General features: G+C 53.9%; 20 protein-coding genes and 1 pseudogene. 6 read left to right on the forward strand and 15 right to left on the reverse strand.

Annotated features, from left to right (window positions below; genetic code table 11):
- Positions 1-76 precede the first annotated feature (76 nt).
- Positions 77-517, forward strand: a complete 441-nt coding sequence (locus ACIP66_RS18985; RefSeq protein ID WP_400649925.1) for a hypothetical protein — start codon at positions 77-79, stop codon at positions 515-517.
- A 258-nt stretch (positions 518-775) separates the two neighbouring features.
- On the opposite strand, the gene ACIP66_RS18990 is transcribed toward ACIP66_RS18985, so the two are convergent.
- Both ACIP66_RS18990 and ACIP66_RS18995 read right to left on the reverse strand, forming a co-directional pair.
- Positions 776-1081: a PepSY domain-containing protein gene (locus ACIP66_RS18990; RefSeq protein ID WP_282357912.1), complete on the reverse strand. Its 306-nt coding sequence runs from the start codon at positions 1079-1081 to the stop codon at positions 776-778.
- 156 nt (positions 1082-1237) lie between these two features.
- Complete coding sequence (locus ACIP66_RS18995) at positions 1238-2365, reverse strand: glycerophosphodiester phosphodiesterase (protein ID WP_400649928.1); 1128 nt, start codon at positions 2363-2365, stop codon at positions 1238-1240.
- 220 nt (positions 2366-2585) lie between these two features.
- Here ACIP66_RS18995 and ACIP66_RS19000 point away from each other — a divergent pair, with 220 nt between their 5' ends.
- On the forward strand, positions 2586-2912 hold the full coding sequence (locus tag ACIP66_RS19000; RefSeq protein ID WP_159812749.1) for a DUF2025 family protein: 327 nt from the start codon (positions 2586-2588) through the stop codon (positions 2910-2912).
- Positions 2913-3039: 127 nt separating this feature from the next.
- Here ACIP66_RS19000 and ACIP66_RS19005 read toward each other — a convergent pair whose 3' ends face one another.
- Both ACIP66_RS19005 and ACIP66_RS19010 read right to left on the reverse strand, forming a co-directional pair.
- Complete coding sequence (locus tag ACIP66_RS19005) at positions 3040-3345, reverse strand: antibiotic biosynthesis monooxygenase (protein ID WP_159812747.1); 306 nt, start codon at positions 3343-3345, stop codon at positions 3040-3042.
- Positions 3342-4043 carry a CTP synthase gene (locus ACIP66_RS19010; RefSeq protein ID WP_400649931.1) on the reverse strand — a complete coding sequence of 234 codons (702 nt, stop codon included), beginning with the start codon at positions 4041-4043 and terminating at the stop codon, positions 3342-3344. The genes ACIP66_RS19005 and ACIP66_RS19010 overlap by 4 nt, the downstream gene beginning before the upstream one ends.
- A gap of 192 nt (positions 4044-4235) precedes the next feature.
- Between ACIP66_RS19010 and ACIP66_RS19015 the strand changes: the two genes are divergently transcribed.
- Positions 4236-5150 carry a LysR family transcriptional regulator gene (locus tag ACIP66_RS19015; RefSeq protein WP_400649959.1) on the forward strand — a complete coding sequence of 305 codons (915 nt, stop codon included), beginning with the start codon at positions 4236-4238 and terminating at the stop codon, positions 5148-5150.
- Here ACIP66_RS19015 and ACIP66_RS19020 read toward each other — a convergent pair whose 3' ends face one another.
- The 3 genes from ACIP66_RS19020 to ACIP66_RS19030 form a co-directional block, all read right to left on the reverse strand.
- Complete coding sequence (locus ACIP66_RS19020; protein WP_053122919.1) at positions 5151-5684, reverse strand: DUF1003 domain-containing protein; 534 nt, start codon at positions 5682-5684, stop codon at positions 5151-5153. It abuts the gene before it with no gap.
- A gap of 166 nt (positions 5685-5850) precedes the next feature.
- Complete coding sequence (locus ACIP66_RS19025) at positions 5851-6906, reverse strand: diguanylate cyclase (protein WP_400649934.1); 1056 nt, start codon at positions 6904-6906, stop codon at positions 5851-5853.
- Between the two features lie 157 nt (positions 6907-7063).
- On the reverse strand, positions 7064-7672 hold the full coding sequence (locus ACIP66_RS19030) for a TetR/AcrR family transcriptional regulator (RefSeq protein WP_400649937.1): 609 nt from the start codon (positions 7670-7672) through the stop codon (positions 7064-7066).
- Positions 7673-7887: 215 nt separating this feature from the next.
- Between ACIP66_RS19030 and ACIP66_RS19035 the strand changes: the two genes are divergently transcribed.
- Positions 7888-8931 carry an MBL fold metallo-hydrolase gene (locus tag ACIP66_RS19035; protein WP_400649939.1) on the forward strand — a complete coding sequence of 348 codons (1044 nt, stop codon included), beginning with the start codon at positions 7888-7890 and terminating at the stop codon, positions 8929-8931.
- 12 nt (positions 8932-8943) lie between these two features.
- On the opposite strand, the gene ACIP66_RS19040 is transcribed toward ACIP66_RS19035, so the two are convergent.
- Together ACIP66_RS19040 and ACIP66_RS19045 are read right to left on the reverse strand one after the other, a co-directional pair.
- Positions 8944-9264, reverse strand: coding sequence for a helix-turn-helix domain-containing protein (locus ACIP66_RS19040; protein ID WP_053122912.1), 321 nt, complete (start codon positions 9262-9264; stop codon positions 8944-8946).
- Entirely contained in the window at positions 9251-9619 is a 369-nt protein-coding gene (locus ACIP66_RS19045; RefSeq protein ID WP_159812737.1) for a type II toxin-antitoxin system RelE/ParE family toxin, read from the reverse strand. The genes ACIP66_RS19040 and ACIP66_RS19045 overlap by 14 nt, the downstream gene beginning before the upstream one ends.
- A gap of 361 nt (positions 9620-9980) precedes the next feature.
- On the opposite strand from ACIP66_RS19045, the gene ACIP66_RS19050 reads away from it, so the two are divergent.
- Positions 9981-11498, forward strand: a complete 1518-nt coding sequence (locus ACIP66_RS19050; protein WP_400649942.1) for an amidase family protein — start codon at positions 9981-9983, stop codon at positions 11496-11498.
- On the opposite strand, the gene ACIP66_RS19055 is transcribed toward ACIP66_RS19050, so the two are convergent.
- The gene (locus ACIP66_RS19055) at positions 11499-11816 is read right to left on the reverse strand and encodes an XRE family transcriptional regulator (protein ID WP_212543847.1); all 318 of its coding nucleotides are present in this window, start codon (positions 11814-11816) and stop codon (positions 11499-11501) included.
- A gap of 372 nt (positions 11817-12188) precedes the next feature.
- Between ACIP66_RS19055 and ACIP66_RS19060 the strand changes: the two genes are divergently transcribed.
- Positions 12189-12869 carry a DUF6933 domain-containing protein gene (locus ACIP66_RS19060; protein WP_400649945.1) on the forward strand — a complete coding sequence of 227 codons (681 nt, stop codon included), beginning with the start codon at positions 12189-12191 and terminating at the stop codon, positions 12867-12869.
- A gap of 166 nt (positions 12870-13035) precedes the next feature.
- Here ACIP66_RS19060 and ACIP66_RS19065 read toward each other — a convergent pair whose 3' ends face one another.
- The 5 genes and pseudogenes from ACIP66_RS19065 to ACIP66_RS19085 all read right to left on the reverse strand — a co-directional run.
- Complete coding sequence (locus ACIP66_RS19065; protein ID WP_400649948.1) at positions 13036-14022, reverse strand: hypothetical protein; 987 nt, start codon at positions 14020-14022, stop codon at positions 13036-13038.
- A gap of 58 nt (positions 14023-14080) precedes the next feature.
- On the reverse strand, positions 14081-14398 hold the full coding sequence (locus ACIP66_RS19070) for a hypothetical protein (RefSeq protein ID WP_400649951.1): 318 nt from the start codon (positions 14396-14398) through the stop codon (positions 14081-14083).
- Positions 14399-14547: 149 nt separating this feature from the next.
- Entirely contained in the window at positions 14548-15261 is a 714-nt protein-coding gene (locus tag ACIP66_RS19075) for an HNH endonuclease (RefSeq protein WP_400649953.1), read from the reverse strand.
- A 185-nt stretch (positions 15262-15446) separates the two neighbouring features.
- Positions 15447-17483, reverse strand: a complete 2037-nt coding sequence (locus ACIP66_RS19080; RefSeq protein ID WP_400649956.1) for a sigma factor-like helix-turn-helix DNA-binding protein — start codon at positions 17481-17483, stop codon at positions 15447-15449.
- A gap of 206 nt (positions 17484-17689) precedes the next feature.
- Positions 17690-18088, reverse strand: a pseudogene (locus tag ACIP66_RS19085) (ribonucleotide-diphosphate reductase subunit beta); the annotation flags it as partial.
- Positions 18089-18151: the final 63 nt, after the last annotated feature.

Raw genomic sequence — 18151 nt, forward strand, 5'->3', positions numbered from 1 at the left:
GGGTACACAGTCGATCTCAATTCATCGCGGCGCTGGTCGATGACCGCTTATCTATCACCGGTATTGGAGTATTTCCATGGTCAGCATCAGCTCTGTTTCGATCAATCAGACTGTCACTACGTCCACCAGTAAAACCACGATCAACGACGTTGGCGACGACACCAGCACCACCGCGACGGCGACTGCGAGTGCATCCGGCGATGCGCCGAAAGCTGCAGGCGGCGCGGCACCGGCGGGAGGCAGCAGTTCCAGCAGCAGTGAAGAATCGGATTCGGTGAAGGAGCTGCGCAAGCAGATTGCCGAGCTGCAAAAGCAATTGCAGCAACAGCAGCAGGCGCTGCAAGCGGCGCAGGCGAAGCAGGAAAGCGCGGATGCCAAAGCGGCGGACGTGGCGGCAGCGCAGGCGCAGATCACCACGACGTCGGCTTCTTTGCAGACGGCTACGGCGTCGTTGTTGCAGGCGTTGCAGGATTCGGGGTCGAGTACGTCGGGGGCGTTGGTCAGTACTTCGGCGTGATGGCTTTTCCCCTCACCCTAACCCTCTCCCGGGGGGGAGAGGGGACTGACCGAGGTGTTCTTTTAAGGTTCACCGACCTGAGATTTCGAGCCGTACTTTGACTTTGAAAAGCTCACGATTTGCTCCCTTTCCCCCTCGCCCCCTTGGGGGAGAGGGCTGGGGTGAGGGGGTAAAATCCCACCGTCGACAAATCTCTCAGACCAAACACAAAAAAGCCGCACGATCTTTCAATCGTGCGGCTTTCGCTAGTGCGCTGTATCAGTGGTCTTGCTTGTTGCTCAGCACTTTACCGGTAGTGGCGTCGAAGTCGACATCCCACTCAGTGCCATCGGCCAGTTTCAGTTCAACTTCATACTCATAACCATTGAAGTGGTTATCGAGATCGGTGTCAGTGATGGTCGCACCCGGGTGCAGTTTCAACGCTTCGGCGTTCATCGATTCCAGCGACTTGATCTTGCCTTCTTTCACCAGTTGAGGGATCTGATCGACGCGAACATCAGCCTGGGCCAGGCCAGCAGTCAGGGTCAGAGCAGCGGCAGTAAACAGGGCAGTCAAAGTTTTCATCGGTTCAATCCTTTAGTGGTGTGTCTAATTGGGTGAGCTGTTTAAGTGAGTTCAGGTTAACCAGCGCAACTTAACTCACCCTTAAAAACTTGCACCGCCAACAAACAGCTCTTACAGGAGCGCGCCTGCTCGCGATGCAGATACCTAAATCGCCGCTTAATAACCGTTGTTCTTCAATACCTGATCAACACTGCCAACTGCCGGACGCTTATAGAACTTCAACAGTTCGCTGGCGCGGTTGGTGAAGATGCCGTCGACACCCGCAGCCATCACCTTCTCGAAATCCACCGGCTCATCGACGGTGTAAACGTGAACGAGCATGCCTTGATCGTGGGTGTACTTATTCATCCACGGTTGCACCAGATCCGAATAGCTTTGATCGCCGCTGTTGGTCAACTTCGCGGAAGGGCCGGTGCCGATTGCACCCTGAGCCTTGGCGTAGTCGACCCACTGCTTGAACTCGGCTTCAGACTTCGGCTCCTGTTTGCCGTAGAAAACGTTTTTGTCCTTCTCGCCCGACTCGGCAAAAGTCACTTTCGACTTCGGTTCGATGCTGCCTTCGCCGACCCACAAAAGCAGGATTTTCGGCACTTGCGGCATTTCTTTTTCCAGCAGTTCGAGGCTGTTTTTCTCGAACGTCTGCAGGATCACTTTGCCTTTACCCTGACCCACGCCCAACGGGCTCTTCGCCAGTTTCGAACCGGCCGGGCTCAGCCAGCCGCGATCCTGCAGTTTTTCCTTGAGGTCATGCTCGATGCCCGGGAACAGCTGCGGCTCTTTGGTTTCGATGTACAGGCCTGGCTTGTGGTGCGGGTTGGCCTGGGCGATGTTGATGATTTCGTCCAGGGTCAGAATCTTCAGCCCGGCATAAGAAGGACGCGCGCGCTCCGGGTACTTGGCGTTGAACCAGCTGCCGGCGTCGAGGGTTTTCAGTTCGGCCATGGTGAAGGCGTTGGCCGGGCTGTCCTTGCGATCCGGGAACTTGCTCGCGACGTCGGTGGTGCGCTGCAGGTTGTTGTCGTGCAGGGCGAACAGCACGCCATCCTTGCTGCGCTGCAAATCCATTTCCAGATAATCAGCGCCGAGGTCGCGGGCCAGTGTGTAGGAGGCGGCGGTGGATTCCGGTGCATCGAAGGACGCGCCACGGTGAGCGATCACCGCCGGGTGCGGGATGCCATGCGCCCCGGCCACGGCGTCGGGATTGCTCTGGCTGGCGGCGTGCGCCTGACCGAGTCCGAGCAACAGGCTCAGCATGAGGGCGCTTTTGGTGAAAGTGGCGGGCATGTTCGAGATCCTTTCGCGGGTCTGTTTCAAAGACGTACCTTTTAACAACTGAATCGATTGCGTGCTATCGCCAGACCGACATAAATGTATTAAAACCGAATTTTCCTACAATTCTGCTCGCCAACTGCAGTACGCTTGCCCTCGGCAGACGCCCCGGCAGAGGGCGCGCCGCTCTGTTGTCCTGCGTGTAAACCATTGATCACTTATCGTGAGGTTTACCATGCGCATCACCTCCCAACTCATCTGCCAGGCTGCCGACGACCTCAAGGGTTTTGTCGGCCTCAATCGTAAAACCGGTCAATACATCGTGCGTTTCAGTGAAGATTCGTTCGGCATGGACGTGGCCGATGACGGCATTATTCCGACCAGCGAATTCGTCTGGGCGCCGGCGACCGAGCAGACCATGACGCTTAAACGTGAGTTGATTCAGTTGCTGCTGGATCAGCATATTGATGAGCGGATCAACATTACCGAGCCGTTGCGGGTGTATATGCAGAAGGTTGAAGTGCCGGAGATAGTGGCGGTGCGCAGCTTGGTGCGTGGTTGAGATTTTGCTGTGACTGAGAGCGCCTCTTCGCGAGCAAGCCCGGCTCCTACAAGGATTGGTGGCGCTCGCAAATCTTTTGTAGGAGCCGAGCTTGCTCGCGAAGGCGGCCTAGACTGCGCCGCCACCCTCACTGCCCAAACCGATACTCCCGCTCAACCCGGCACACCCGCGTATGAAACTTCGAATACCAAATCGATCGCCCACGCTCCTGAATTACCCGATGCTCAGGATTCTGCCGCCACGCAAGAATCGCCGCCTCACTCTCCCAATACGACACAGTAATGCCGACACCATCCGCCCCACGAACCGACTCCACACCGAGATACCCCGGTTGCATATTCACCAGCTCTTCCATGCGCTCGGCGGCTGCGGCATAACCGTTATCACCCTCAGTGCGCGTCGAGGTGAAGATCACCGCAAAACACGAGGTCATCGCCGTGCCTCCGCGCAAGCTTCGACAAACGCCCGCACCAGCGGCGGGATTTTGCCTTTGAGCGCCGCGCGTTCCGGCTGGAACAACGTAGCGACAAAGAACCGATGATCCTCGAGCTCGATCGCACGTAAATCCCCCACCGAATCATGCCCTGTGGCGTGTAGGCCATTGCTCAGAAGATCACCCTCGAACTGCGGATTCACACCGTAGCGGCAGCGATAGCCTTCCTCAATTTCCGACGTTTCGTACGCCTTGGCGATCAGCGAACCGGATACCAGATGAATGCTGTCTGTCGCTTCGACCAACGAACAAGTCAACGGCGTGAGCAAAGCACGTTCGGATTCGGGCGAGGTTTCGCCATGCTCGGCATCGGCCCAGCCCAACACGTTGCGGGAAAATTCCAGCACGGCATGTTGAAAACCACCGCAGGTGCCGAGGAAAGGTCGCTGCTGCTCGCGGGCAAAACGGATGGCCCGCAGAGCGCCGGCTTCGTTTTTGTAAGGGCTGGCAGGGACGCACCAGATGCCGTCGAAACGATGCAGCGCGCTATCGGCGTGAATCTGGTCGGTGGCCAGCCATTCGAAATGCACGGGGCGGGCGAGGTGTTCAGCGACCAGCCCAAGGGCGACGGGGATGGCCAGGTGGGCCGTCACCTGCGGGTCGTAATCGCCGATGAGGGCGATGGAAACAGCGTCCATGTAAATTCCTTTTTGAATAGATCGTTGAACCCCTGTGGCGAGGGGATTTATCCCCGTTGGGCAGCGAAGCGGCCCCAAGATTTCAAGAGCGACGACTGCTTCGCAGCCGAACGGGGATAAATCCCCTCAGCACAGAGTTTTGCGTTTGCTTTGAAGAAGGTGTGATTGCCCGCTAACGCCACTCACTATAGATTGGCGCTCACGCACTCAATATTGGCGTTTCCCCAAGTGATCAATGCAGCGGCGCACTATCAGCTCGACTACCCCGATCTGGCCCTGATCCTCGCTTTAGTGCGCGGCGGCTCTCTGGCCCGCGCATCTCAGCTGTTAAAAGTAGACGTCTCCACCGTGTTCCGCGCCGTGCGCCGTCTCGAGTCGGCACTCGGTCAGCAACTCTTCGAAAAAAGCCGCGCCGGTTACCTGCCGACCACCCTCGCACAGAACCTCGCCGAGCAGGCCGAACGCGCCGAGCAAGCCCTCGAAGCCGCGCGCATTGGCGTGGAGCAGGGCGGCGAAGTGATCAGCGGCACGGTGCGTCTGACCTGCACCGACTCGGTACTGCAAGGCCTGCTGCTGCCGGCGCTGGCGCAGTTCATGCCCAACTACCCGGCGCTGACCATCGAACTGAGTACCTCCAACGACTTCGCCAACCTCAGCCGCCGTGATGCCGACATTGCCCTGCGTCTCACGCGCACACCGCCGGAGCACTTGGTCGGACGGCAACTGGCGAAGATTTCCTACAGGGTCTGCGCCAGTCCGCGCTATCTGCAGAACGTCGATCCTACAGATCTGACCGCGCTGACCTGGATCGCCCCGGACGACTTTCTGCCCGATCACCCGACCATCGCCTGGCGCCGTCAGCACTTGCCCGGCGTGGTGCCGGGTTATCGCTGCAACAGCATGCTCTCGGTGACGGAGTTGGTGCGCGCCGGGCTCGGTGTGGCGGCATTGCCGGATTTTCTGATGGGCGATGACCTGCAAGCCTTGAGCGAACCGTTGCACGGTTACGACACCGCGCTGTGGCTGCTGACCCGTCCGGATTGCCGGGCGTTGCGCTCGGTGGTCACGCTGTTCGATGAACTTGGGCGGGCGCTGCGTCTGCCGTGATCAGCGCTGCGCAGACTGGCGCATGTGATCGTGCATCTCGCTGGTGAGGCTTTCGATACGTTCGGTCAGGCTCTTAGTCATCTCGGTGAGGCGGGTGTTTTGCTCCAGCAATTCCAGTAACTGCGCGGTGTTCTGTGCCGCTTGAGCCTGGCGCTCAGTGTTAGCTCGCGCGAGGTCTTCACGGTGCTGGGCGTCGGCGTCGGATTGCGCCTTGTCGCGTGCGGCCTGGCGGGTTTGCGCGAGCAGAATCAGCGGCGCGGCGTAGGCCGATTGCAGGCTGAACGCGAGGTTGAGCAGGATGAACGGGTAAACGTCGAACGTGGTCACGCCGAAAACGTTGAGGCACACCCACAGCAACACGATCAGGGTTTGCGCGCCGAGAAATGTCGGCGTGCCGAAAAACCGCGCAAAGGCCTCGGCGCGCAGGGCGAAGGTGTCGTTGCCGAACGTGGTGGCGAGGTGGGCGTGAGGGCGGTGGAAGCGCAGGTGATCGGTGGGATCGGTGGTGGGTTTTTCCGATGGGTCAGGGGTCATGATGGGCTCGGCGGGGTTGGGTGGCTGTGCATCACTATAGTCTTGCGTTGTGGCTGCCGGCCTCTTCGCGAGCAGGCTCGCTCCCACATTTGAACTGCATTCCCACTGATGAAACTCGGTCAAACTGTGGGAGCGAGCCTGCTCGCGAAGGCGGCGCCACGCTCGCTCAAACTCTGGCGTCATGCGCCAACGCCGTACTGATCGTATTGCGCCCCGTATGTTTCGCCGTATACAACGCCTTGTCCGCATCCTCCAGCCAATCCACCGCGTCCTTATACCCGGCCTGATAGCGCGCCAGGCCAATACTCAAACTCACCCGCAAATCCGGCACATCCGGATGGCGATACTGCTCCAGTGCCTCGCGCAACTTCTCCATCAACACCTCGGCTTTGGCCAATGGCAACGTCGGCAGAATCACGCAAAACTCATCACCGCCATAACGCCCGGCCAACTCGTATTCATCGAGCACGCGCTTGAGCTCCTGACTCAATTGACGCAGCGCGGCATCGCCAACGATGTGCCCATAACTGTCGTTGATCACCTTGAAATGATCGATATCGATCAACGCCAATGTGGCTTGCGTGTTGTGCTGACGGCACTGCTGAAACTTTAGGTGCAACAGGTCTTTCCAGGCGCCGTGATTGAGCAGGCCGGTCAGGCTGTCGGTTCGGCTGAGCGCACTCAACGCACGTTTATGCTGGGACAGTTTGATCGCCAATCGATAACAGACCATGCCCAACGCCAGCGGATACAAGGTGAGCATCGGCAAGCAGGCCCAGACTTGCGTCTGTGTCATCGTCAGACTGAATTTGAAACCGAAGATCGACCAGCCCAGCAACACGCCGACGAGTTGAGCGAGGGCGCCAAACATGAACAATCTCTGGCCGCCGGCCGCCACGTTGTTCATGGTCATCATCGACAGAATGGTCACGGTCGCCAGCGGATTGAACTGAAAACTCGCCGCCCAGAACCCGCCGCACAGCGAGTCATAAAGCATGTTGCGGCGCTCGGCCTGATAGGGGAACGCAGAGCGCGTGGAGATCTGATACGCCAGATGCGGCCAGGCAAAGCCGTTAAACAGCAACAGTGCCCAGATCCAGCCCGGCATGTTCAGCGGATACAGCGCGGCGCCGACACAGAAAAAACCGACGCCCAGACCGATGATCCGGGGCAGGTAAATACGTCTGGCGAATGACAAGCCTTTGCCGCGATTGTTTTCCATGGTGTCCTGCGCGAGATTCGTCCTGAAATACTTTGCAGTATATTTCCTCAGGTCGACCGTCTGTCGGTCGATTGTCGGACATTGTCATTTATTCCAACCTGAATGATCAGTGTCCTTCCGAGCCATTAATCGATGGCTCACGCAGGAGAGCGGCGACTTAGAGCTGATAACAGCCGAGAAACATGTCCAGAGCCGATTCAACGACGGTGTTCTGCATCTCGGCATCCAGCGGCGGTTGGCCCATGGAAATCTGTGGCCAGAAGCCAAACGACTTCAGCAGCCCTTGCACCTGATGCGCAGCGAACTCCGGATCGACAGGCTTCAATCGACCGTCGGCCACCGCTGCACGAATCCACACCGTCAGGCCTTCTTCGCGTTCGCCCATGCGCGCCACCATGTTCTGCGCACGCTCCGGGGAATGAATGGTGGCGGCAATCGCCACCCGCGCCAGGCCGAGGAAATTGTCGTCGGCCATCATCTGCAATTTGGCCATCAGCATCTGCCGCAGCTGCTCGCGCAAAGGCTTGTCGGCGCAATACGGTTCGCGCATTTCTGCGCTGATCCGCGCCCACAACTGATTAAGAATCTCGGCGAACAACTCTTCCTTGCTGGGGAAATGGTTGTACACCGTGCGCTTCGACACACCCGCCGTCGCGGCGATCTTATCCATGCTGGTGACCTCGAACCCGTTGGCACGAAATTCGGCAATCGCCGCCTGAATAATGGCTTCGCGTTTACGGTCGGTGAGGCGCTGTGGAGCTGTCATAAGTACGCTTCGGCAGGAAGTGAATGAAATTACACTCAGTAGTTTACTTGTCATCGTGTTTGATGCAACCTAGAAACTACACCGCTCAGTGTAATGTTGCGTTAATCCTCGCAACCTAAAAAACAGACAGTTCGGCCTGTGCGTGCAGCCTTGGCCATTTATCGTCCCACCGTGAAACGCCGTGAATTCCCCGGTTTTTCAGGAGTCATTCAGTCATGGCCAACCCAAATCCCGCTTCCACACCCGAAGCCTCACGCCAGGCTCAAGGGCTGTTCCGCAATCACGCGCCGGTGCAGCGCGAAGGCCTGCGCAAAATGTTGCGGATCATGTGGAACATGATCTTCCACAAACCCCGCGACACCCGACCAGCCGCGCCGATCCCGGTGCAACCGCTGACCCGCGAAGACCTGCTGGCCGCGCCGAACCACAGCGTCTATCGCCTCGGCCACTCAACTCTTCTATTGAAGATGCGCGACAAATTCTGGATCACCGACCCGGTCTTTGCCGAGCGTGCTTCGCCCGTGCAATGGGCCGGCCCGAAACGTTTTCACCAGCCACCCATCAGCATCGACCAATTGCCGCCGATCGAAGCGGTGATCCTGTCGCACAACCACTACGACCACCTCGACCACCAAGCCGTACTCAAACTCGCTGAAAAAACCAACTACTTCCTGACCCCGCTCGGCGTCGGCGACACCCTGATCAAATGGGGCATCGACGCCAGCAAAGTACGCCAGTACGACTGGTGGCAAGGCACCGAAATCGCCGGTATCCGCTTCATCGCCACCCCGTCGCAACACTTCTCCGGTCGAGGCCTGTTCGACGGCAACAGCACACTCTGGGCGTCGTGGGTGATGATCGACGGAGACACGCGCATCTTCTTCAGCGGCGACAGCGGCTACTTCGACGGCTTCAAACGCATCGGCGAAGAATACGGCCCGTTCGACCTGACCCTGATGGAAACCGGCGCCTACAACGTCGAATGGCCACACGTGCACATGCAACCGGAACAAACCCTGCAAGCGCACATCGACCTCAAGGGCCGCTGGCTATTTCCAATCCACAACGGCACGTTCGACCTGGCCATGCATGCGTGGCACGAACCGTTCGCCCGTATCCTCGCGCTGGCGTGGGAGCGCAGTGTGACGATCACGACGCCGCAGATGGGCGAGGCGTTTAATCTGGCGCAACCGCAGCGGGGGAGTGCGTGGTGGTTGACGGTTGAAGGTGAGACTGAAGCAGCGGTGCAGGGCGCCTGACGCCTTATCGCGTCAAGCGAATACCACCTCAATACGCCCCTCTTTCCTTGAACGAGGGGCTGATTTCACCACTATTTGTACATCTCGTCCGAGCCGAGAAAGACACTCCATCATCTTGGCTTCACTGATACCGCGAAATTTCCCGCGAAGCATTTCGGAGAGTTTGGGCTGAGACAAACCCAGAATTTCCGAAGCTTGAATTTGGGTGAGATGGCGTGCCTTTATGATTTCGCCGATCTTGGCCGCGAGTTGTGATTTGACCTGCATTTCACTGGCATTGGGCAAGCCGAGGTCTTGGTAGACGTTGCCGCTGCCTTCTTCAATTTCTATCATTTGATGATCCTTTGGCGTGATTCTGGGCAGCTCTAAGTCGGTTTCGGATTAGCTCAATGTCCGACTGAGCGGTTTTGATTCCAGACGTCGCCTTCTTCTGGAAACAGTGCAAAACGTAAACAGCGCTGTCGAAACGTACTGTGTAAACGGCGCGATAGGTGTTGGTATCGAAGTTCTCCACCAGTTCCAATACTCCTGCACCGCCAAAGCCCTTCAAAGGTTTTGCATCTGGGTGCTTCAGCCCATTTTGGGCGAGATCCAGTGCATAACCGAAAACGTCCTGCACGTCTGTGGGCATTTGCTTCAGGTCTTTTTTGCTGCTACACACCCACAAGAGCGGCTTCCTTGCACACATTCAAAATATACCTATGTTGGGATAATGGTCAACGATCCTTTTCATTGCTAACGCCTGGTTGAGACTTAGGCGTGATTTAGGGTGCACTGGTTTTTTGTACAGTTAATATTTGCTGGAATCAAATGCGTTTTGTATGCGGGTGAAACCATTTTCCGATCTCAGATTTTCAGTGCACAAATGCTGGCTGAATCTGGAAGAAGCGGCGTCAGAAAAAGCCTCCGCCCCGTGTAGCGGCTACAAGTCAGGCTGACTTTTCCTACTGCTGATTGTCCTTGTTGCTGACAGCGCTTTCTGACGGTGTCGGTAGGCTGTATCGCGAGTGAATGACTCACTCGCATTTTTTCATACAAGGATGATCCACATGAAACACCCCTTCAAACGCCGGATGAACACGCTGGCGCAAGCAATCCTGATTTCGCTGACAGCCACAGCCGTTGCCAGCACCGCCACCGCGAATACCGAACTCGAATACGCCAGCGTTACTGAACTCGGCACCCTGATGGCGAACAATGAATTGACCGCCGTCGCACTGGTTGAGCACCTCACGCAGCGAATCGCTGACCTGGACAAACAAGGCCCGACCCTTCACGCCGTTATCGAGCTCAACCCGCAAGCGCTCGATATCGCCAAGGCACTGGATGAAGAGCGCGCAGCAGGTCAGACGCGGGGTGCGCTGCATGGCATTCCCGTGCTGCTCAAAGACAACTTCGATACCGCCGACAGTCTGCAAACCAGCGCGGGTTCTTTGGCGATGGTCGGTCAGCCGGCTGCCGCTGATGCTTTCGTGGTTAAGCAATTACGGGATGCTGGCGCGATTGTGTTGGGCAAAACCAACATGAGTGAATGGGCTTACGTGCGGGACATGGATCTGCCGCATGGCTGGAGCGGTCGCGGTGGCCAAGGGAAAAACCCACATCTGGCGAGTGAAAGCACCTGCGGCTCCAGCTCCGGATCCGCCTCTGCTGTGGCAGCAGGTTACGCCCCAATTTCCCTGGGCACTGAAACCAACGGTTCGATCACTTGCCCGGCCTCGGCTAACGGCGTGGTTGGCGTCAAACCGACATTAGGTCTGTTAAGCCGATCCGGGATCGTGCCGATCACTCGACTGCAAGACACTCCTGGAACCTTAAGCCGAACCGTTCGCGATGCGGCGTTGACCTTCAACCTCATGCAAGGTGTCGATGCGGCAGATTCCGCCACCTCGGGCGCACCGACAGGTGTCGATTACACCGCGCTGCTAAGCAACGATGCCCTGCAAGGCAAACGCATCGGCTATCCCGTTGCATACGTCGGCACTAACGGTACGCCTCTGACGCCTGGCGTCGAATTTCTAATGGCCATGGCAGCGATGCAGGAACAAGGCGCCACGATCGTACCTGTGACTATCCGTTTTCCCTATTCCGCTGATTACATACCAAGTCTGATGGGCGGGATGAAACACGAATTGCCGGAATACTTCGCAAGCCGTCCCGACCTGCCAATTCAGTCGCTGCAAGCGCTGATCGACTTCAACAAAACCAATCCCGGCACTGAAGGTCACGGACAAAGCATGCTCGAAGCGATCAACGATATGGACATGACCCATGATCAGGCACGTGCTTCGCTCGCAACCATCAGCGAAAAATTCAAGGGCGCCATCGACGAACAACTGCAAGAACACAACCTCGACGCAATGATTGCCGAAGCCGACGGCTACTCGCAGTTCGCCGCCGCCGTCGCCGGCTATCCAGCGATCACTGTGCCATCGGGCATGGACGATGACGGACTGCCGACCTCGGTGTTCTTTTTCGGCAAAGCCTGGAGCGAGCCGCAACTGTTCGCCATGGCCTACAGCTATGAACAAGCCTCGGCCGAACTGCACCATCCTGCCTTCAAGTAATCATCCGACCTGAGCAAAATCCCCACGCTCGACAGCGTTCTGCTGCATAGCCTGGGGATTCAATTTACGGCCCGGCGCGAACCCGGGAAAGAACACCAACCCTTGCGCTTCCAAGCGATACGCCAATGCCAGCCGCGCCGCATCGGCCACATCCTGCTGCGCCTCAAACCGCTGAATGTCTTCGACAGACACCTGGGCCTCACGCGACAACTGCTCAGCGCTCCAGCCGAGCATGGCTCGGGCCTGTACGCAATGCGTCGGGGTAAACTGGAAAAGCGCGATATGTTCGAGAATGAGGTTCATCGCAGAAGTGGCCATGGTGTGCTCCGGGCTCAAGAGTGCTGATTGAAAATGTACTGTGTTTTTGTACAGTTGTTTTCGGCCGGGATCAAAGCATTTTTTGATTTTCCCTGATTCGCCGCCTCCAACCAGACGGACGGTGCCTGACCGAGTCGTCGCTGCTCGCTGAAACTCGGCCCGGTCTGCGGGCGCAAGAACGATTGAAGGTAGGCAAGCTTACGGGTAACTGCTCCGTCGGCTGTGGGAGTGTTTGAAGTGTGTTGGGACGTTGCAGAAAACTCCGACACCGTCTGGGTAGCTTTCCTTCAGGCGACACTGGGAAGGGCACGAGATCAGTGAAGTGGATACCGGTTGATCTAAGATGGCCTCAGTATTCAAAAGAGAAAACGCATGTTGATCTTCAATTGCACCGAAGCCGCCAGCAAGTTTTTCAGCCGGGTTCACAAAGGCAAAAAAATCACGCCGGTGGACAACAACCCCCCGTCGAAGGCCATTGAAGATGACGAGGCCAGCAATTCCGTAGAGCAATGGCTAGTCCATGCGATCACGGTGCAACGTAAGCACGTATTGTTGGTTATCCATGTGAAAACCCGTTACTGCATGGTCTTCGCCGAGGCGAAAAAAGCCGACGCAGAAGGTTTCGTTGCCTGGTTTGCTGATCGATGGCGTGAAGGATTGATCCGCGATGCGATCAATCACGGCTTTATGGACTGGGTCGATGCCGGTGTCATGCCGGAGCGCATGGATCAAGGCTGTCACGATTACAGGTTTTATCGACGTAGCCATCGCAGTGCGCAAAAACACATTGATGAAATTGCCTGGTATTTCCAAGGCAGTGCATCTGAGTCGGGCTGTTTACCACCGGGTGAACGGGCAGCCATTGGTTTCGATGCCGCAATGAATGACACGCCCAGGAGCAGCAAAGGTCAGAAAGATATGTACTGGCCGAATGTCGAAATGGTCGCTCACTGGTTGCGTGAATATTGCGCTGTTGATGAGGCGGGTATCGAACGTGCCTTGAAGCGACGTCTGGAGGCGTGGCGAGAGATCAATGCTTGTCATAGGCGCTAGGGTGCAGCCCATGCTTGAGCAACTCGGGCGCGAAGTCATCAGTAATCACGCTCGTATGTTGCAGGGGGGGAATGCTGAGCAGTATGAGCGTCGCTCCAGCAGTTCTGTATCCCGACATAGTCAGCCTGCTGGCGCCGTCAACCTGCAACTACCCCAAGGCTAACCGTCACTCCAGCCCCGGCGCTTCCCGAATAATAAAGTGATCCAGGTTCTCGATATTGGCATTGAAGACCTCGAAAGGCTTTTCGGGGTTCTTCTTGCCGGGCACCTGCTTCAACTCCGGCGTCACCCCATAGAAGAAACAGAACAACGCCTTGTCGCTATCCACCGCGTGCTTGATCTCCTCCAGAAACGCCTTGCGCTTGCGGTAGTTGTCGATCAGCTTCTTGTTCAGATAAACGCTGACCGGATACGGCTTCTTCTTGCTGTCTTCGGGCTTCTTGAACCAGACCTTGTCCTCGAAATCGATACGAAAACTGGCACTGTGGAAGTCCTCGATCTTCTTGATCCGCCCCCAATAAATCAGCCCCTTGTTGTCCGTCAGATACTCAATCTTCTTGAAGAACGAACTGTACGGCGCCGTATGCTCGCCAACCTTCAACGGCATCCGCTTGAGCAACTCCTTGTCCGCGAAGTTGGAAACAAAACACTCCACCGGATGCGCAAACACACTGGTCTTGTCCGGCGCCGACTCACGACCCGCCGACTCTTTACCACTCTCCGCCGTCACCCGCACCGGATCATCCCGCAACACATCCGCCGCCCCCGCTGGCGCGACAGGCTTGCGCACGTACTCACGCCGGGTCAGCAACAACTCCGATGGGAAGTGTTCCTCACGGCCGTCATCCACCTCGCCATCTGCCGTCTCAACGCCAGACGCTGAAGCCTTCAAACTCACATACGGACAACCCGCCACATGCTGCGTAGTGGGCAGGTTTTTGAAGTGCGGCGTGCGAACGTAATTCACATTCTTGGCGTTGAACGTGCCCAACTCATTGGAAGCCTCGAACGCCGAACGACAGGCATCGTTGGGGCACTGGAAGTGTTCTTTCGCGGAGTCGAAGGCAACCGTCTCATCGAAATTGAGATCGCGAACGTCATAGATCGACAACTTGTCGTCGAGGCTGAGGCAGTAGGCGAGATCGAATTTCATGGTGGGGCTCGGATCCTTGAGTGGGGGGAGGGGTATTAATAGCGGGAGGTGGCGCGGGTTACCAGTAATGGATCTCGCCACCCAGCATCAACATAACAGCCATAAAACCGAGGTTGCCAAACAGAAAGGGCAGAATCGTAATGACGATTTGAATCACAACCGCGATTTTAAAGCCGACGGACAGGCCATAACGTTTCCAATAAATAACATGCAGCACCATCGTCAAAGCGTTGGCCACCCAGACGGCACCGATGGCCATGATTTCGTTCTTTTGAGCAATGCGCAGGGTCATCATGAGCAGGCCGAAAAATACGATGAGGAATGAGACGACCAAGAGTCGTGATGGACCTGATTTGATGGAGTTGGCTGGTGGCATGTTGATGTTCGTCCATGTGTGTGCTCGAGAGCGCTCTCGATCACCGTAAGCGTTGTTCAGCACACAAAATTGTGGCGAGGGAGCTTGCTCCCGCTGGGCTGCGAAGCTGCCCAAAAACCAGCAAGTACGGTTAAAGAGATAGGCCGCAATTATTCCTTTTCTAGTCTTCCAATGTTGTCATAAAGCCAAGCAGTGAAATCCTCTCTGTCATCCGAATGGTGGCAACGCTGGTGACAGTTCGGACACAGCGCCACAACATTTGAAGGAAGGTCCGAACCCTCTTGCGACATATGTTTAACGTGATGCACTTCCAGAAACGGCTTCCCATCCTTTTTAAATGGTGCTGCTTTGCCACAGCCTTCGCACTTTCCATTGGCCTGCTGACGAACCCAGCCCCTCAATTCGGGATCGCGAAAGTAAACCTTTCTGGTAGACATCGTTTGGAGAGGTGTCTTAATCCCTTTGGGGACGTAATTAAATTGCTTTCGCTCAAATTTAGCCGCGCGTTTTTCCAGCAATGCTTTGTCCGCAGTTGGATCAGAATCTTCAAGTGTCAGAACGGTAGAAGCATCAAGTGCCTTACGGATGCTGCGCGCTACATCCGCACCAACATTCTGTGCAGGTTTGTAACCTTCAATACGCTGTCGACCCATTTCGACCAGCACACTAGAGATGTTCTGCATACGGAACTCGACAGATCCCTTAGTCCTGCCAGCTAGCGGGCCTTTACGCAGAGTGCGATTTTCCTCAGTCTTGACAAAATTCTGGGCGCTCTGCTCGCGTGCCAGCATCTTGAGATAGGCATCGACCGCCGCCTGAATCTCTACGTCATTCCAATCGTTATTACTTTTTTCTATGTCCATACAGCCGCCGAGGGTTGAAAACCCTCGGACGATACTGAGTGGCCATCACAACTGTCTAGGAAAATTCCTACGCAAGGATCAGAAGTTTCTGACAAAAAACCCAAGATATCGATGTGTGGATATTTGGGGGGGTAAGTCATCATGCTTCTTAAATATTGGATTTAATACAATTCTTGTTCGGTGATTCAGCTTGGGGTTTTGTTGTTTAACAAGGTTATGTTTTTTACGAAAAGTTCTGCGATGTAATAGGCTTTATTGAATAGTTCATGCTTTTCTTCCTGGTTTAGCGTCTTTCCATGGGCTCGGTTGTTTCTTTCTTCTCTAAGTATATTCAGTTGGTACCCACGAGGTAGGATGTTTTCGTTTATCATCCAGTTGATCTTTTCAAATAATTTGCTCGTATTTTTTTGGGTTATAATTCTTTTTCCAAGATTTCTTTCTCGCTCAATATAGTTGGTGAGTTCGTTTTCGAAAATAACGCCTAGTTCGCTAAGCGCAAGATCTACACCTTCTTCAGTTAAGTTAGATAAAGGGCGTGCTAACTTTTCCTTCAGCTCTAAAGATGCCGAGTATTCGTCCAGGTTAATGATGATTTTTTTTGAGGTTTCAGTATATTTGTAAACTACGAAGACATGTTTTCCGTCTTTGTATTGATGGAATTCTTTTAGGTTGTCAATGTATTGGTAGAAAGTTGGTCGTTTACATTTGATTGATTTTGTCAGTTCTTTATAAAGATCCCCTTTTGTTATTGGCTTGTTGGGGCGACTGTGAAGTATTTCCGTTACAATGGATCTTACTTGGTCTTGCAGTAGTGGTTTTATTGATAGTTCACTGGTGGCGTCAAAATTAATGTTGTCACAAAATACAGTTTTAAATTTGTCCTTGCCGAGTTTTTCTATTCTGATATGTGGTGACTTTGAAATGAGTTGTCGCGCAGTGATTGGTGCTATATTTAGTGAGCTTGAGATTTGTGATATAAGTTCGGGGAATTTTATTGGATTTTTTTGAGTTAGGGAGTTCTTAAGCGACTCGTAGAACTCTCTTTTGTCGGTAGTTTCTAGACGTGCCTGCTTTGGTATAGGTTTCATTTTCCAAGCAGTCAGCGCAAAAGTGTTAGTATCGACTTTTATAAATTTTTCTGGTTTGGAATTTAAATAAACGCGCAAAGATTTTTTTGACATGTCTTCGCGGATTGCTGACACGCTTTCCCAGATGCCAGTAAAAGAAAGAGGTTCGCCTGCCTTGTGTAGTACTCTCTCAATTACGTGAACTATGGTTACGTTTTCGATGGTTCCCCATTCCGAGAGCCCCCACTTTCCGCTTTTTGCAATATTTTTGAAAAGTGGGCTAGATACTAGTTGGTTGGTAAGACTGGCATCGGTGACAGTTTTTGACGCTTGCTCGGAGTTGTTTTGATAATTTATTTCTCTTGCTATCTCCGAGTAATGCATTGGAATTTTGGAATGTTGAAGTACTCGATAAGCTTTGTCAGCGATACTTTTAAGGTGAATAAATTTCACCTGGGCCTCGTTTTCATTAAGTTCTAGTTCGTTGCAAGATTTTAAGATGCTTTGGATGTAATTTTCGGTGACTGATATTTTTTTTCGTTTGGCGGAAATTATTAGCTCCATTATTGGAACTGGTTTTTTGGTCTTGAATACAGGCTCAAGGACTTTTAAAGTTGAATCGAATGCCTTTGTATTGTCTGGATTTTTTATTTGCCAACAGTCATTGAAGGTTCCACTGAATCCATTGTTGTTTTTTTGTATGGCTCTGTAGCCGCAAATCTCCAGGAAAAGGTGGAGGTAGCTATCGTCAAGTCTGCTGCCAAAGCTTTCTTGTATTTGGATTTCTATTTGTGGCTTTGAAATTACCTCGCCTAATTTTTTTAATGCTGAAGTGAACAGATTAAAGTTTTCGACGAGCTTGGTGTCGATTGATAAGCTTGTTTTTTTAAATGTGCCGCTTAGGAGGGAGTTCATGTCTTTTATTATTTTTGCTTCTATTTGTCGAACTCTTTCTCGTGTCAGGTCGTAGTAAATTCCTAGCTCTTCGAGGGTGTAATATTTTAAGTTGTTGAGTTGGAATCTTCGCTCGATTATTCCTTTGTCTCTAGGTAGATTTTTCCTGTGTTTAACGCTCAGGTAGAGTTCAAGCAGTAATGGCAGGAAACTCGCAACGTCTCCAATAGCATGAGCGAAGTGCGATTCTGGTTTATTCATGAGGCACTCAGTTTTCTTTGATAGAAATTTTTTGATGTCAGGTAGGTTGAGCAAACCAAAACATCCATGTATTCTTTTTATACCATATCACTATGCCATCATCAATAATGTCTATTTTTTTTGGCTTTGTCGTTGGTGGTGAGCTAAATTTTTACCAAAAAAAAGAGCTGCTTAACGCAGCTCTTTTAAAAAGGCGATATATGTGATCAATCCCAGCTCAACGCACCACCAGTCTGATACTCAATAACCCGAGTCTCAAAGAAATTCTTCTCTTTCTTCAAGTCCATAATCTCGCTCATCCAAGGGAACGGGTTAGTCGTCCCTGGGTACTCTTCTTTCAAACCGATCTGCGACAAACGACGGTTAGCGATGAACTTCAGATAATCTTCCATCATCGCCGCGTTCATACCCAACACCCCACGAGGCATGGTATCGCGAGCGTATTCAATCTCCAGCTGCGTACCCTGCAGAATCATCTGGGTCGCTTCTTCCTTCATCTCAGCATCCCACAAATGCGGGTTTTCGATTTTGATCTGGTTGATCACGTCGATGCCGAAGTTCAGGTGCATGGATTCGTCGCGCAGGATGTATTGGAACTGATATGATAGTTCGGTATTTTTGTTGAGGGTTCTCATTTATATGTTTTTGTTGTAGTATGAGTTGTATTT

The sequence above is a fragment of the Pseudomonas sp. NPDC088429 genome, from assembly GCF_044753305.1.
GTDB classification, from domain to species: Bacteria; Pseudomonadota; Gammaproteobacteria; order Pseudomonadales; family Pseudomonadaceae; genus Aquipseudomonas; species Aquipseudomonas rustica.